Raw genomic sequence first — 14,243 nt, forward strand, 5'->3', positions numbered from 1 at the left:
GATGACACCAATGGCGACAGAATATGACGTGATCGTGCTGGGCTCGGGCCCCGGCGGCTATGTCGCGGCGATCCGCTGTGCGCAGCTCGGGCTGAAGACCGCCATCGTCGAACGCGAGAACCTCGGCGGCATCTGCCTCAATTGGGGCTGCATCCCGACCAAGGCGATGCTGCGCTCGGCCGAAATCTTCCACTATATGCAGCACGCGGGCGACTACGGCCTCGTCGCGCAAGGGATCGAGGCGGACCTTTCTGCCATCGTCAAGCGTAGCCGCGGGGTGGCGAAGCAATTGAACCAGGGCGTCACGCACCTGATGAAGAAGAACAAGATCGCCGTGCACATGGGTGAGGGGCGGCTGACCGGGCCGACCGCGCTAACCGTCACCTCCGACAAGGGCGAGGAGCAGCTCACCGCCAAGCACCTGATCCTTGCCACCGGCGCGCGCGCCCGCGACCTGCCCTTCGCGCCGGCCGACGGCAAGCGCGTCTGGACCTATCGCCACGCCATGACCCCCACCGAACTGCCGGAAAAGCTGCTGGTGATCGGATCGGGCGCGATTGGGATCGAATTCGCGAGCTTCTACAACGATCTCGGCAGCGAGGTGACTGTGGTGGAAATGCTCGACCGGATCGTCCCAGTGGAGGATGCGGACGTTTCAACCTTCCTCGAGAAATGCCTCAAGAAGCAGGGCATCACGATCATGACCGGCGCCGGGGTCGAGGCGCTGAAGGTCTCGGACAGCGGCATCAGGGCAACGATCAAGGACAAGGCGGGCGCCAGCACAACCAGCGACTACACCCACGTGATCGTCGCCATCGGCATCGTGCCCAACACCGAGAACATCGGCCTCGAAGGTCATGTCGAGATGGACCGCGGCTTCATCCAGATCGACCCCTATGGCCGCACCGGCGCGCCGGGCCTGTGGGCGATCGGCGACTGCACCCCGGGACCGTGGCTGGCGCACAAGGCGAGCCACGAGGGCGTCACCGCCGCCGAGGCGATCGCGCAGGAGCTCGGCAACACCGAGGTCCATCCCCACCCCCTGAACCGACTGGCGATCCCGGGGTGCACCTATTGCCACCCGCAGATCGCCAGCGTCGGCATGACCGAGGCGAAAGCGAGGGAGGCCGGCCACGAGGTCCGCGTCGGCAACTTCCCCTTCATCGGCAACGGCAAGGCCATCGCGCTGGGCGAGGCGGAGGGCTTCATCAAGACCGTCTTCGACGCCAGTACGGGCGAGCTGCTGGGCGCGCACATGATCGGCGCGGAGGTGACCGAGCTGATCCACGGCTACACCATCGGCAAGGTGCTCGAGACCACCGAGGCCGAACTGATGCACACCGTCTTCCCGCACCCGACGCTTTCCGAAATGATGCACGAAAGCGTGCTCGATGCCTACGGGCGGGCGCTGCACTTCTGACGCCGAGCGTGGGACTCTCGGTGGTGCCGGCCAGCGAAGAGCATCGCGGGTCCCGCTGCTTGCGCAGCGTACCAGGCCAGTCAGCTTCGCGTGCGTGAACCTTCACGCGCCTGACCGTGCCGATCGTATCAGCCCGGCCGGCCGCTCGTCGCCGGGTGGCAACACGGCCGCCCGGGGCGAAAACATGCCGAGCAACGTGGGCAGCCCCCTTGGCGCATTGCTGATTGCGCAGCCCCATGCCCTGCGATAGCGTCCGGCACGCAGCCAAGAATGGCAGGATCTCTTAATTCCAAGGCCGCCGCATGAACATCAATGAGCGCCTCGAGCGCCTCGAGGCTCAGGTAAAGCTGGTAGAGGCCTATTCGGTTCAGGCTTTCTGGCAAGCAATCGACCGTGTCTATGAGCTGATGCTTCCGAAAATGGAGCTGCATTGCATAATCTGTGGTCATCGCGACGGCCGTTCGGGGTTCGCAGTTCACGTGTCACAATGCCAATTCGGAGGCGGCTTGCTTGAGCGGTATCAATGCCCCAAGTGCGATGCCATATTCGGCCCCCAGAAGTATCTGGATTTGAGCGACAGCTTCGTTACTGCCGATTATGACCTCCTTTACTCTCGATATAGTGAGGGTGATAGCACCACTAACGAGATTAGGACGTTCCTGTCGACGTCACCTCGGTCAGGCGGTCTCTACCTCAATTGGGGTTGTGGCGCATGGTCTGAGACCATCCCCGAGTTGCGGAAACAAGGCTACGACGTGTGGGGACATGAGCCGTCCATTCGTGAAACCTCCGACGTGATCGTCAAATACCGAGATGAAATATCAGCCAGGTTCAACGCAATCTTTTCGAACAATGTCATCGAGCATTTCCGCGATCCTGTCGCTGAGTTTGAATACTTCAAGTCGATATTGTCCGATGATGGAGTGATGGCCCACGCATCTCCCTGTTATGATTACGCCTATGCGGATACGCGATTTCACACGTTGTTTCTGCTCGGAAAGTCGCCGTATATTCTTGCCGAGCGCACGGGTTTCCATGCAAGGCAAGCTGTTCGCGACGGAGAATATATCAACTTCGTCTTCGAACGCGTGCCAGCGCCTGCCTGATCGAACGCCCGCGAGAGATGATTGGCGGACAGGGTGGGATTCGAACCCACGGTAGGCTTGCACCTACGGCGGTTTTCAAGACCGCTGCCTTAAACCACTCGGCCACCTGTCCTGCGCCGCGTTCGGCTAGCGGCCTCGCGCAGGTTTGTCACCTGCCTTGACGCACCGCTCGGCAGCCAATTCCCGAATGTCCGAGGCTCAGGGGGGAGAACCGCGGTTCGGTTGTTGGGAATTCAGGCAAGGTGTGACATCCCTGGGCTCATGATTCCCCGCCTCCTTCCTGCCGTCGCCGCCCTCGCTCTCGCCGGCTTCGCCGCACTCGGTGTCGCGCCGGCCGAAGCGCCCGCCGTGGCCCAGGCCACCAGCGCCGACGGCATCGGTTTCGAGGCCTATCTCGAGCGCCTCAAGGCGCGCGCCCAGGCCGAAGGCGTACGCCCCGCCACCATCGAGCGCATGACCGTGGGCCTCACGCCGAACCAGCGGGTCATCGCCCTCGACCAGAACCAGCCTGGCAGCGGCACTGCACGCGGCTATCCGCCGATGTCCGGCTATATCGCCGCCCATGTCGATGCGGCGCGGATCGGCGGCGGGCGCGCGGTCTATGCGCAGCATCGCGATCTCCTCGCCCGCCTCGAGGCGCAATATGGCGTGCCGGGTTCGATCCTTGTCGCGATCTTCGGGCACGAGACCAGCTATGGGCGGGTGAAGGGCGACTTCGATCTCGCCCGCAGTCTCGCCACACTGGCCTGGGAAGGGCGGCGCCGCGAACTGTTCGCCGACGAGTTCGTGGCGTTGATGAAGGTCGCCGACAAGGGCTACGACCGCTCGCAACTGGTCGGGTCCTATGCCGGTGCTTTCGGGAACCCGCAGTTCCTGCCCAGCGTCTACCTGCGGCTTGCGACCGACGGCGACGGGGACGGGCGGGCGGACATCTTCACCAACAGGGCCGACACCTTCGCCTCCATCGCCAACTACTTTCGCGACGCCGGTTGGCGTCCCGGACAGCCGTGGGGCGTGCGCGCTTTCGTCCCGAGCGGGTTCGACGTCACGGCCTATCGCACCAGGCTCGTCTCTCCCGTCTGTCCGCGGGTTCACGAGCGGCTCAGTCGCTGGATGACGGTCGGAGAATGGCGCGCGGCGGGCGTCACCCCGCAGCGAGCGCTGGCCGATGACGTCATGGCGTCATTCTTCCAGCCCGACGGCCCAGGTACCCCGGCCTGGCTCCTCACCGGCAACTACCGCGCGATCCTCGAATACAATTGTTCGAGCTATTATGCCCTGAGCGTCGGCCTGCTCGCCGACGAAATCGTGAACTGAAGCCCGCCCCTGCCTCGCAAATCCTGGGGGGTGCCTGTATAGGCCGCGCCGTGATACCGCCCATGACCATGCGCGCTCCGATGCGCCTGCTTGCCCTCGTTGCCCTGTGCTTCGCCTTGCCGGTGCGGGCGTTGCTGCCAGAGGTGGGCGCTGTGCCGCCTGCGGTCCCCACCGCTGCGGAAGCTCCGGTTGCGCTGCTCGTCGACCTCGGCAGCGGGCAGGTGCTCCACGCGCGCAATCCGGACCGGCGGTTCATGCCGGCCTCCGTCACCAAGGTCATGACCCTCTATCTGGCCTTCGAGCTGTTGAAGGCCAAGCGCCTGCACCCCGATCAGGTCTTCACCATGCGCCCCGAGGTCGCGCGCGAATGGCGGCGCAAGGGCTCGACGATGTTCCTCGACCCGGGCGAGCGGGTGCGCGTCGAGGACCTCCTGCTGGGGATCGCGAACGTCTCGGCAAATGACGGTGCGGCCGTGCTGGGGGACGGGCAGGCCGGCTCGGTCGCGGCCTGGACCGCGCAGATGAACCGCACCGCCTGGAGCCTCGGGATGAACGGGAGCCACTGGGGTTCGCCCAACGGCTTTCCCGACGAGGGCCGGACCTTCACCACCGCGACCGACCTCGTGACGCTGGCGCGGGCGATGATCACCCGCCACCCGGACGAATTCGGCTATTACATCGGCCGCATGGGGTTCGACTACAAGGGCATCGTCCAAGTCAATCACGATCCGATGATCGGACGCGTGCCGGGGGCGGACGGGATCAAGACAGGGTTCACCAACGAATCCGGCTTTTCCTATCTCGGTACCGCCCGCCGCAGCGGGCAGCGGCTGGTGCTGGTGCTCGCCGGGGTCGAGAACGGACGGCTGCGCGCGCGGCTCGCCAGGGCCTATGTCGAGTGGGGCTTTTCCGCTTTCGAGCGCCGCGAACTTTTTGCAGCCGACATTCCAGTCGGCGAGGCGCGGGTGCAGGACGGCGCGGCTCGGTCCGTAGCGCTGAAGGCGGCCGGGCCGGTCACCATCAACCTCCCGCGCGGGACCACGCCCGACTTGACGGCGACGATCCGCTACGAGGGCCCGCTGCGCGCGCCCATCGCCGCAGGTCAGGAAGTGGCAATGCTCGAGGTGACGGCGCCGGGCGTCTCTCCGGCGCACATCCCGCTCTACGCCGCCGAGGCCGTGCGGACCGCCGGCCCGCTCGACCGGATCGTCAATGGAGTCGCGGGGCTGTTCTCGTGACCGCTACGAGAAGCAGGTTTATCGCCTTCGAGGGCGGGGAGGGGGCGGGCAAGTCCACCCAGGCGCGCCTCCTCGCCGAGGCGCTGCGGGCGCGGGGGATCGAGGTGGTGGTGACCCGTGAGCCCGGCGGAACGCCGGGCGCCGAGGCAATCCGGGCGCTGCTGCTCACGCCGCCCGGCGATGGCTGGCCGCCTCACGCCGAAGCCCTGCTCTTTGCCGCGGCGCGTGCCGATCATGTCGCCCACCTGATCCGTCCGGCGCTGGCCCGCGGTGCATGGGTCGTGTGCGACCGCTTCGTGGATTCGAGCCGCGCCTACCAGGGCGGGGCGGGGGGGCTGGGCGACGATGCGATCACCGCGCTCCATGCCTTCGGAAGTGATGGTATCCGCCCCGACCGCGTGATCCTGCTCGAGGGCGACGAGACGGCGCTCGCAGGGCGACTAGCCGCGCGCGGGCAGGCTGCCGACGCCATCGAGGGGCGCCCTGCCGAGTATCACCGCGCCGTTGCCGCCGCTTTCCGGGCGCTGGCCGAAGCGGCTCCGGATGAATTCGCGCGCATTGAGGCGCTAGGCGATCCGCAGGAGGTCCATGCCCGCGTGCTCGCGGCGATCGCGGACCTGCTGCCGTGACCCGCTGGCCCAATCATGCCGAGGCTTGGCGGGCGTGGCGCGACGCGCTGGCGGGTGAGCGTATGCACCACGGCTGGATCCTCGCGGGCAAGGCAGGGCTCGGCAAGCGCGACTTCGCAGTGGCCGCCGCGCGCGAACTCGTCGCCGAACCGGGGGTGCCACAGCCCCCGGGCGATCACCCCGACATCATCACCCTCTCTTACGGCCCCAAGGACGACAAGGCCGAGCGCGCGGCGGGCGAAGGCAAGCCATTCGAACTCGCCCGCTCGATCCGCATCCGCCAGATCCGCGCCATGCAGAAGCGCCTTGTCACGCGCCCGACGCTGGGGAGCCGCCGCGCGATCATCATCGATCCGGCCGACGACATGGAGAAAGCGGCGGCCAACGCGCTTCTCAAGAGCCTCGAGGAGCCGCCCGGGGGCACGTTCTTCCTGCTGGTCACCCACCGCCCATCGCGGCTTCTGCCGACCATCCGCTCGCGCTGCCGTACCCTGCGCTTCCCGGTTCTGAGCGAGCGCGAGCTTGCCGCGATGATCGCGGACGCGGGCCTCCCACCCGATCCCCAGGCGCTCGCTGCCGCGGACGGATCGTTCGGGGCGGCGCTGCGCTTTGCCGAACAGGATCTTGCACCCGTCGCGCGCGCCATTTCGGGCCTCCTGGCGGGCGGCGACAGCGGCATGACCGGCCGCAGCGAACTGGCGCGCTTGATCGGCCCGCGCGCCGATCGCGAACGGATGCAGGCGGTGCTCGATCTCGCCCAGTCGCTCGCGGCCCGCGCCGCGCGCACGGCCGATGACCCGGCGCGGCGCGCGCGCCTGATCGACACCCACGCCGCGCTGGTGCAACTCGCCGCCGAGGCGCCGACCGCCAATTTCGATCCCTCGCTGCTCCCCTTCGAGATCGGCACCTTGCTTGTCGCCGCCGCCCCCGCTAGCGAACCGGCCCATGGCTGACCCCTTCTACATCACCACCGCGATCAGCTACCCCAACGGGCGTCCGCACATCGGCCACGCCTACGAGGCCATTGCCGCCGATGTGATCGCGCGCTTCCAGCGCCTAAGGGGCCGCCGCGTGCGCTTCCAGACCGGGACCGACGAGCACGGCCTGAAGATGGCGAGGAAGGCCGAGGAGCAGGGCCGGACCCCCGCCGATCTCGCCGACGAAATGTCGGGCTATTTCCAGCAGATGTGCGACGCTCTCGATGTATCGTATGATCGCTTCATCCGCACGTCGGAGCCCGATCACCACCGCGCCAGCCAGGCCATCTGGCAGGCGATGGAAGCCGCGGGCGACCTCTACCTAGACCGCTACGAAGGCTGGTATTCGGTGCGCGACGAGGCCTACTACGACGAGAGCGAGTTGGCCGAAGGCGAGGGGGGCGAAAAGCTTTCCCCGCAGGGCACGCCGGTTGAATGGACGGTCGAGGAGAGCTGGTTCTTCCGGCTTTCGAAGTACCAGGATCAACTCCTTAAATTGCTGCGATCCCCCGGCTTTCTCGAGCCGGCGAGCCGCCGCAACGAGATGATCGCCTTCGTCGAGCAGGGCCTGCGCGACCTGTCGGTCAGCCGCACCTCGTTCGACTGGGGCGTGAAGGTGCCTGGGAGCGAGGGGCACGTCATGTACGTGTGGGTCGATGCGCTCACCAACTACCTGACGGGCCTCGGCTATCCTGACGAAATGGGCGACCTGTGGCCGGCCAGCCTGCACCTCATCGGCAAGGACATCGTACGCTTCCACACGATCTACTGGCCGGCCTTCCTGATGAGCGCCAAGCTGCCCTTGCCCCAGAAGGTGTTCGGGCACGGGTTTCTGCTCAACCGCGGGCAGAAGGAATCGAAGTCGCTCGGCAACGTCACGGACCCGCTCGATCTCGCCGAGCGGTTCGGCGTCGATGCCTTGCGCTACTTCCTGATCCGCGAGGTCGCCTTCGGACAGGACGGCAGCTATTCGCCCGAAGCCATTGTTCAGCGCGCCAATGGCGAGCTCGGCAACGCCTTCGGCAATCTCGCCCAGCGCACCCTTGGCTTCATCGCCAAGAACCTCGACGGCGCCCTGCCTGCGATCCGTGGCCACGCTGCGGCGGATACCGAACTTTTCGAAACGGTCGAGCGAGCGATCACGACCGATATGCCGCAGGCCTTCGAAGCGCTCGCGCTCCAGCAGGCGGTCGAGGCCTGGCTTCAGGCGGTATTCGCCTGCAACGCCTATATCGACGCCCAGGCCCCCTGGACGCTGCGCAAGACCGATCCGGAGCGCATGGAGACCGTGCTCGCCACGCTCTATACCTGCATCGCGCAGCTCGCGGTCGCGATCAGCCCGGTGATCCCGGCAAGCAGTGCCAAGCTCCTGGATATGCTCGGCGTTCCTGCCGATCTTCGCAACCTCCAAGGGATCCGCAGCCACTGGTATTCGCCGCTGGCCGAGAGCGATTTCCGGCTTTCGGCGCCGACGCCGCTGTTCCCCCGGCTCGAACTGCCGGCGGAGGCCGCCTGATGCTGGTCGATAGCCACTGCCACCTCGAATACAAGGGCCTCGTCGAGGACCGCGAGGGCGTGCTCGCGCGGGCGCGCGCGGCAGGGGTAGGGGCTTTCCTCAATATCTCGACCCGTCAGAGCGAGTGGGGCCAGGTGGTCGGCACTGCCGCGCGCGAGCCGGACGTTTTTGCGAGCGTCGGCATCCACCCGCACGAGGCGGACGCGCACAAGGACCTCGGCCGCGCCGCGCTGCTGGAGGCGACGCGCCACACCAAGGTCATCGCGATCGGCGAGACGGGGCTCGACTATTATTACGACAAGTCGGACAGAGAGGCGCAGAGGTCCCTGTTCCGGATGCATATCGACGTCGCGCGCGAAACGCAGCTGCCGCTCATCATCCACACCCGCGATGCGGAAGGCGACACCCATGCAATTCTTGCCGAGGAAATGGGGAGGAGGGCCTTTCCCGCCTTGATCCACTGCTTCACCGCCTCGTCCGATTTTGCCGAAAAGGTGCTCGCGTTGGGGCTGACAATCTCGCTGTCCGGTATCGTGACCTTCAAGAATGCCAAAGACTTGCAGGAGATCGCCAAGATCATTCCTGAAGACAGGCTGCTTGTCGAAACCGACAGCCCCTTCCTTGCCCCTGTGCCGCATCGCGGGAGGGTGTGCGAGCCGGCCTACGTCGCCGATACGACCGCATTCGTGGCGGGCCTGCGCGGAACGGACAGGGAACGCCTGATGGAGGTTACCACCGCAAATTTCTTCAAACTTTTCAGCAAGGCACGGCTGTGAAGCTGGTGATGCTCGGCTCGGGCACCTCAACAGGGGTGCCGCGCCTGGGCGGGCCGGACGGCACCGGCGACTGGGGCGACTGCGATCCGGCCGAACCGCGGAACCGCCGCACACGGGTTTCGATTCTGGTCGAGAGCGACGAAGGCAAACGCTTGCTCGTCGACACCTCGAGCGACTGTCGCGCGCAGTTGCTGGCAAATCGCGTCGGTCATGTCGATGCGGTGTTCTGGACGCACGACCATGCCGATCACTGCCACGGCATCGATGACCTCAGGGTGCTGCGCTACGGCCGCGCCGCTCCGATCCCGGGGTTTGCCTCGAGCGAGACGGTCCGGAGGCTGCGCCAACGCTTCGGCTATGTTTTCGCAGGACATGACGGTTACCCGACGATCTGCACGATCGACACATTGGACCGACTGCGGATGATCGCCGGCTTCGGCGTCGACTGGTGCCAGATGGCGCATGGCCCGGGCGAGACCACCGCATACCGATTTGAAGCCGATGGGAAGAGTATCGGCTATGCTACCGATTTCAGCCAGATTTCAGATGCCATGGTTGACCTGTTCTACAAGGTCGACATCCTCGTCAGCGACTGTCTGCGCCGCGAACCGCATCCCACGCACGCGCATCTCGCCATGGCGATCGAGCTGGGCGAGCGCACGCGGGCTGGCCGGGTCGTGCTGAGCCATCTCGACAAGAGTATGGATTATCGGGCGCTCTGCGGCGAAGTGCCGGATCACGTGACGGTCGGCTACGACGGGCTGGAACTGGTCGCGTGAGCGTGGATGGGATCCTTCCGATCATCACGAGCATCGGTTGGCTGATCCTGGTCGGCAGCGCGCTTGCATCCTATCGGCTCGGGTGGAGCAAGCTCGCCAGATTGGGGCTGACCTGGCTTGCGATCTTCATCGGGCTCTATCTGATCGTCACGTGGTTCTACGCCGGATGAACCCGCCCGTCGCGCCGCCACATATTTTACATAATATATATTATCCATCTTGAGGATCAGGATGATCAGCCCCCCACCGCAGTCCCCTCTCGACCGCCTGATCGCGATCATGGCGCGCCTGCGCGATCCCGAACGTGGCTGCGAATGGGATCTCGCCCAAGACTTTTCGACCATCGCACCTTACACGATCGAGGAAGCCTACGAAGTCGCCGACGCGATCGCGCGCCGTGACATGGGCGATCTTCGATCCGAACTCGGCGACTTGCTGCTCCAGGTCGTTTTTCACGCCCGCATGGCCGAGGAAGCGGGCCACTTCGCCTTCACCGACGTCGCCTCCGCGATCGCCGACAAGATGGAGGCACGCCACCCGCACATTTTCGGCGATGCTGGCGGGAGCATGACCGAGGCGCGCTGGGAGGATCTCAAGGCCGAGGAGCGCGCGGCCAAGGGGATAGCGAGCGCGCTCGATGGCGTCGCGCTTGCGCTACCGGCCTTGATGCGCGCGGAGAAGCTTCAGAAGCGCGCCGCGCGCACTGGCTTCGACTGGCCCGACCCTTCCGGCTCGGAAGCCAAAATCGCCGAGGAGATCGCGGAGCTGAAAAGCGCGCCTTCGGATGAGAACAGGTTCGAGGAGGCCGGCGACCTGCTGTTTGCCGTCGTCAATTTCGTTCGGGCCTACGGGATCAGTGCCGAGGAAGCCCTGCGCGCGGCCAACGCCAAGTTCGAACGACGCTTCCGCGCGATGGAGGATCTTGCCGGGCCGGCGTTCCCGACCTTGCCGCTGGAGGCCCAGGAAGAGCTATGGCAGCAGGTCAAGAAAGGCGCATAAGTCTCAATCCAGGCTGGCGAACTGCCCCAACTCCTTGGGATTGAGCCGAACGGTCAGGCGGCGCATCGGGCCTTCGTCACCCTCACCCGCATCCTCTTCGCCGAGCACGTCGCCATGTGCGTGAAGCCAGGCGATCTTCCGCCCGTCGCTCAGCGGCAGGAGGAAGCTCACCTCCTGAGCCCCGCCCGTCAGGAGGCGCGCGAGCTCGGCTTCGAGCAGATCGACGCCCTTGCCCGTCGCGGCAGAAAGGATGACGGCGCCCTGCCCCTCCCCCGCCTCGCGAAGTTCTTCAAGCCTTTCAGCGTCGAGAAGGTCGGACTTGTTCCAGACTTCGAGGATCGGGATGGCGCTGGCGCCGGTCTCGGCGTCGACGACGCCGAGGTCCGAGAGCACCTCCAGCACCTGCTTCTTCTGCGCGGCGTGCGAGGGGTTGGCCATGTCGCGCACGTGGCAGATCACGTCGGCCGCCGTGACCTCCTCGAGGGTCGCGCGGAACGCCGCGACGAGCTGCGTGGGAAGATCCGAAATGAAGCCCACGGTATCGGACAGAATGGCCTTTTCCACCCCCGGCAGGCCGATGGCGCGCATGGTGGGATCGAGCGTCGCGAAGAGCAGGTCTTCGGCCAGCACACCGGCGCCGGTCAGGCGGTTGAAGAGCGTCGACTTGCCCGCGTTGGTGTAGCCGACCAGCGCCACGACCGGCCAAGGCGCACGCCCGCGACGATCGCGGTGGAGCTGGCGGGTCTTGCGCACCTGGTCGAGCTCGCGGCGCAGGCGGCCCATGCGCTGGCGGATCATCCGCCGGTCGGCCTCGATCTGGGTTTCGCCCGGACCGCCGAGGAAGCCGAAACCGCCGCGCTGACGTTCAAGGTGGGTCCAGCTGCGCACGAGGCGGCTCTGCTGGTAATCGAGGTGCGCAAGCTCGACTTGCAGGCGCCCCTCCGCCGTCGCCGCGCGCTCGCCGAAAATCTCGAGGATGAGGCCGGTGCGGTCGATCACCTTGCGCTTCAGCCGGTCCTCCAGATTGCGCTGCTGGATCGGGGTCAAGGCGCCGTCGACGATCACCAACTCGGCCTCGTGCTGCTCGCACCAGATGCCGATATTTTCGACCTGGCCCGAGCCGAACAGCGTGTTGGGCTGCATCTGGCGCACCGGGAGAATTGCCGAATGCACGATCACCACGCCGATGGCGAGCGCGAGCCCCTTGGCCTCGGCGAGGCGTTCGGCCGCGTCGAGATCGTAGCGCAGGGCGCGAATGTCCGGGCACAGCACCAGCGCCCGCGCGCCGCGGGTGACCTCGTCCTGCAGATCGCTGTCGAAGCTCAGTCGTCTATCCCGTCATGGTCGCCGTCATCGTCATCGTCGACCGTGAGGTCAACGGGCGATGCGGGTTGGATGGTCGAGACGGCATGCTTGTAAGCCAGTTGCACAGCTCCGTCGCGTTCGAGCAGCATACAGAACAGGTCGTAGGCCGCGATGCGACCCTGGAGCATGACGCCATTGACGAGGAACATGGTCACCTGCACCTCGGCCTCGGCCACGCGGCTCAGGAACACGTCCTGCAGCAGCTTCTGCTTGCGCCCGGCGGGCTGGTTTCCGAACTGCGCGGGGTCCAGCGACTGGCCCGGCATGATCGTGCTGATCGCGTGCTTGTAGACGAGCTGCGACTGGCCATCGCGGCGCAGCAGGATCGAGAAGTTGTCGAACCAGGTGACGATCCCCTGCAGCTTCACGCCCTTCACAAGGAACATGGTGACGGGAATCTTGTTGCGACGCAGCAGATTGAGAAAGGCGTCCTGAAGATTGCCCTGCCGAGTCGCCGCACCGCCGGACTTCGTTTCGCTTTCGATGCTGCGGGCCTCGCTCGGGGCGGCGCGCTTGATCGGACGGGGGGAGAGCGTTCGCCCGCTGGACATGGTCGTGGCTCCTGTTCTTGGCGGCCGTTGTTGCGGTCCGCATGGGTCCGGCCTGTCCGCTTGAGGGGAACGAAGGGCCGCGCGACTTTCATAATGGCGACTGCAGCCGCGTGCGACAAGGCTTGAATCGCCGCAAATTTTCCGTCCGTCGCCGCTGTGTCAATCCTCGTCGTCGCGCCGGTCCGCCATGCCCAGCAGCTTGAGCTTGCGGTGCAGGGCCGAGCGCTCCATCCCGATGAAGCTCGCGGTCTTGGAGATGTTGCCCGAGAAGCGCCTTATCTGGATCGAGAGATACTCGCGCTCGAAGCTGATGCGCGCCTCGCGCAGCGGCACGCCCATGATCGCCGAAAGGCTGTCGCTGGCGAGCCCGATCTGCCCGCCGATGATTTCCGGCGGCAGCATATCGGGCTCGACCACACCGAGTCGGTCGCGCGGGGTCATGATGATGGTGCGCTCGACCACGTTCCTCAGCTGCCGGACATTGCCTGGCCAGTCGTAGGCTTGCAGCGCCGCCATCGCCTCGGCCGAAACCTCCGGGGGGCTGAGGCCCTGATCGTTCGAATAGCGGGTGAAGAAGTGATCGGCGAGCGCCGGGATGTCCTCGCGGCGCTGGGCGAGCGAGGGGATCGTCACCGGCACCACGTTGAGCCTGTAGAAGAGATCCTCCCGGAAGCGCTTCTCGGCCATCTCCACGGTAAGGTCCCGGGTGGTCGAAGAGACGACCCTGACGTCGACGCCGATCTGCCGGGTGCCGCCGACCCGCACGAAGCTCTGGTCGGTCAGCACCCTCAGGATGCGCGCCTGGGTGGAGAGCGGCATGTCGGCGATCTCGTCGAGATAAAGCGTGCCCCCGTCGGCCATCTCGAGGAGCCCGGGGCGGACCTGCTTGCCATTCGCCTCCTCGCCGAACAGTTCCTGCTCGAAGCGCTCGGGCGTGATGCGCGCCGAGTTGACGAGCACGAAGGCGCCGTTGGCGCGCGCGCTCCAGGCGTGGAGCAGGCGCGCCGCGACTTCCTTGCCCGCGCCTGCCGGGCCCGAGATCAGCACGCGGCTGCCGGTGCTCGCCACCCGCTTCAATGTGGCGCGCACAGAGTTGATGGCGGGCGAGTTGCCGGTGAATTCGGCGCTGCCCCAGCTGCCTTCGCGAAGGCGCGAGTTCTCGCGGCGCAGCCGCTCGGTCTCGGTGGCGCGGGCGACCAGCAGCAGCAGGCGTTCGGCCTCGAAGGGCTTCTCGATGAAGTCCATCGCCCCGCGCCCGACGGCAGCGACCGCGGTGTCGATGTTGCCGTGGCCGGAGAAGATGATGACCGGCAGATTGGGCTCGCGCGCCTTGATCGCGTCGAGCAGTTCGAGCCCGTCCATCTGGCTGCCGTGGAGCCACACGTCGAGCAGCACCAGCGAGGGGCGCCGCTCGTCGATGGCGGCCAGCGCCTCGGTGCTGTCCGCTGCGGTGCGGCAGGCATAGCCCTCGTCGCCCAGCACGCCGGCCACCAGTTCGCGGATGTCGCGTTCGTCGTCGACGATGAGGATTTCAAGCGCCATTGCGCGGGTCCTTCGGCTGGAATGGGGA

General features: G+C 66.3%; 14 protein-coding genes and 1 tRNA gene. 11 read left to right on the forward strand and 4 right to left on the reverse strand.

What is annotated here, in order from left to right:
• Positions 1-10: 10 nt before the first annotated feature.
• Both lpdA and OPU67_RS02725 read left to right on the forward strand, forming a co-directional pair.
• The gene (lpdA, locus tag OPU67_RS02720) at positions 11-1,420 is read left to right on the forward strand and encodes a dihydrolipoyl dehydrogenase (protein ID WP_267617389.1); all 1,410 of its coding nucleotides are present in this window, start codon (positions 11-13) and stop codon (positions 1,418-1,420) included.
• A gap of 302 nt (positions 1,421-1,722) precedes the next feature.
• Positions 1,723-2,526 carry a methyltransferase domain-containing protein gene (locus OPU67_RS02725; protein WP_267617390.1) on the forward strand — a complete coding sequence of 268 codons (804 nt, stop codon included), beginning with the start codon at positions 1,723-1,725 and terminating at the stop codon, positions 2,524-2,526.
• 22 nt (positions 2,527-2,548) lie between these two features.
• Here OPU67_RS02725 and OPU67_RS02730 read toward each other — a convergent pair.
• Positions 2,549-2,638 (reverse strand) — tRNA-Ser (locus tag OPU67_RS02730).
• A gap of 149 nt (positions 2,639-2,787) precedes the next feature.
• On the opposite strand from OPU67_RS02730, the gene OPU67_RS02735 reads away from it, so the two are divergent.
• The 9 genes from OPU67_RS02735 (at position 2,788) to mazG (ending at position 10,757) form a co-directional block, all read left to right on the forward strand.
• Positions 2,788-3,843, forward strand: a complete 1,056-nt coding sequence (locus OPU67_RS02735) for a lytic murein transglycosylase (RefSeq protein WP_267617391.1) — start codon at positions 2,788-2,790, stop codon at positions 3,841-3,843.
• 62 nt (positions 3,844-3,905) lie between these two features.
• Positions 3,906-5,081 carry a D-alanyl-D-alanine carboxypeptidase family protein gene (locus tag OPU67_RS02740; protein ID WP_267617392.1) on the forward strand — a complete coding sequence of 392 codons (1,176 nt, stop codon included), beginning with the start codon at positions 3,906-3,908 and terminating at the stop codon, positions 5,079-5,081.
• Entirely contained in the window at positions 5,078-5,710 is a 633-nt protein-coding gene (tmk, locus tag OPU67_RS02745) for a dTMP kinase (protein ID WP_267617393.1), read from the forward strand. The genes OPU67_RS02740 and tmk overlap by 4 nt, the downstream gene beginning before the upstream one ends.
• A complete protein-coding gene (locus tag OPU67_RS02750; protein WP_267617394.1) occupies positions 5,707-6,663 on the forward strand; it encodes a DNA polymerase III subunit delta' in 957 nt (318 codons plus the stop codon). The genes tmk and OPU67_RS02750 overlap by 4 nt, the downstream gene beginning before the upstream one ends.
• Positions 6,656-8,203, forward strand: coding sequence for a methionine--tRNA ligase (metG, locus tag OPU67_RS02755; RefSeq protein ID WP_267617396.1), 1,548 nt, complete (start codon positions 6,656-6,658; stop codon positions 8,201-8,203). The genes OPU67_RS02750 and metG overlap by 8 nt, the downstream gene beginning before the upstream one ends.
• On the forward strand, positions 8,203-8,979 hold the full coding sequence (locus OPU67_RS02760) for a TatD family hydrolase (protein WP_267617397.1): 777 nt from the start codon (positions 8,203-8,205) through the stop codon (positions 8,977-8,979). The genes metG and OPU67_RS02760 overlap by 1 nt, the downstream gene beginning before the upstream one ends.
• Positions 8,976-9,758: an MBL fold metallo-hydrolase gene (locus tag OPU67_RS02765; RefSeq protein WP_267617399.1), complete on the forward strand. Its 783-nt coding sequence runs from the start codon at positions 8,976-8,978 to the stop codon at positions 9,756-9,758. The genes OPU67_RS02760 and OPU67_RS02765 overlap by 4 nt, the downstream gene beginning before the upstream one ends.
• A complete protein-coding gene (locus OPU67_RS02770; protein WP_267617400.1) occupies positions 9,755-9,928 on the forward strand; it encodes a hypothetical protein in 174 nt (57 codons plus the stop codon). Before OPU67_RS02765 ends, OPU67_RS02770 begins: the two co-directional genes overlap by 4 nt.
• 61 nt (positions 9,929-9,989) lie before the next feature.
• The gene (gene mazG, locus OPU67_RS02775) at positions 9,990-10,757 is read left to right on the forward strand and encodes a nucleoside triphosphate pyrophosphohydrolase (RefSeq protein ID WP_267617402.1); all 768 of its coding nucleotides are present in this window, start codon (positions 9,990-9,992) and stop codon (positions 10,755-10,757) included.
• A gap of 3 nt (positions 10,758-10,760) precedes the next feature.
• On the opposite strand, the gene hflX is transcribed toward mazG, so the two are convergent.
• The 3 genes from hflX to OPU67_RS02790 all read right to left on the reverse strand — a co-directional run bounded on the left by hflX (position 10,761) and on the right by OPU67_RS02790 (position 14,215).
• Positions 10,761-12,029: a GTPase HflX gene (gene hflX, locus OPU67_RS02780; protein ID WP_267617403.1), complete on the reverse strand. Its 1,269-nt coding sequence runs from the start codon at positions 12,027-12,029 to the stop codon at positions 10,761-10,763.
• Positions 12,030-12,079: 50 nt separating this feature from the next.
• A complete protein-coding gene (gene hfq, locus OPU67_RS02785) occupies positions 12,080-12,673 on the reverse strand; it encodes an RNA chaperone Hfq (RefSeq protein ID WP_267617404.1) in 594 nt (197 codons plus the stop codon).
• Positions 12,674-12,832: 159 nt separating this feature from the next.
• A complete protein-coding gene (locus OPU67_RS02790; protein WP_267617405.1) occupies positions 12,833-14,215 on the reverse strand; it encodes a sigma-54-dependent transcriptional regulator in 1,383 nt (460 codons plus the stop codon).
• Positions 14,216-14,243: the final 28 nt, after the last annotated feature.

Origin of the sequence: Erythrobacter sp. WG, from assembly GCF_026586795.1 — a bacterium.
In the GTDB taxonomy this organism is placed as follows: Bacteria; Pseudomonadota; Alphaproteobacteria; order Sphingomonadales; family Sphingomonadaceae; genus Erythrobacter.

What these genes read in the sequence shown, in the direction of transcription:
- OPU67_RS02735 (WP_267617391.1), top strand. Translation starts at nt 2,788, where the DNA reads ATGATTCCCCGCCTCCTTCCTGCCGTCGCCGCCCTCGCTCTCGCCGGC.
- mazG (WP_267617402.1), top strand. Translation starts at nt 9,990, where the DNA reads ATGATCAGCCCCCCACCGCAGTCCCCTCTCGACCGCCTGATCGCGATC.
- OPU67_RS02725 (WP_267617390.1), top strand. Translation starts at nt 1,723, where the DNA reads ATGAACATCAATGAGCGCCTCGAGCGCCTCGAGGCTCAGGTAAAGCTG.
- lpdA (WP_267617389.1), top strand. Translation starts at nt 11, where the DNA reads ATGGCGACAGAATATGACGTGATCGTGCTGGGCTCGGGCCCCGGCGGC.
- OPU67_RS02790 (WP_267617405.1), bottom strand. Translation starts at nt 14,215, where the DNA reads ATGGCGCTTGAAATCCTCATCGTCGACGACGAACGCGACATCCGCGAA.
- OPU67_RS02760 (WP_267617397.1), top strand. Translation starts at nt 8,203, where the DNA reads ATGCTGGTCGATAGCCACTGCCACCTCGAATACAAGGGCCTCGTCGAG.
- OPU67_RS02740 (WP_267617392.1), top strand. Translation starts at nt 3,906, where the DNA reads ATGACCATGCGCGCTCCGATGCGCCTGCTTGCCCTCGTTGCCCTGTGC.
- metG (WP_267617396.1), top strand. Translation starts at nt 6,656, where the DNA reads ATGGCTGACCCCTTCTACATCACCACCGCGATCAGCTACCCCAACGGG.
- hfq (WP_267617404.1), bottom strand. Translation starts at nt 12,673, where the DNA reads ATGTCCAGCGGGCGAACGCTCTCCCCCCGTCCGATCAAGCGCGCCGCC.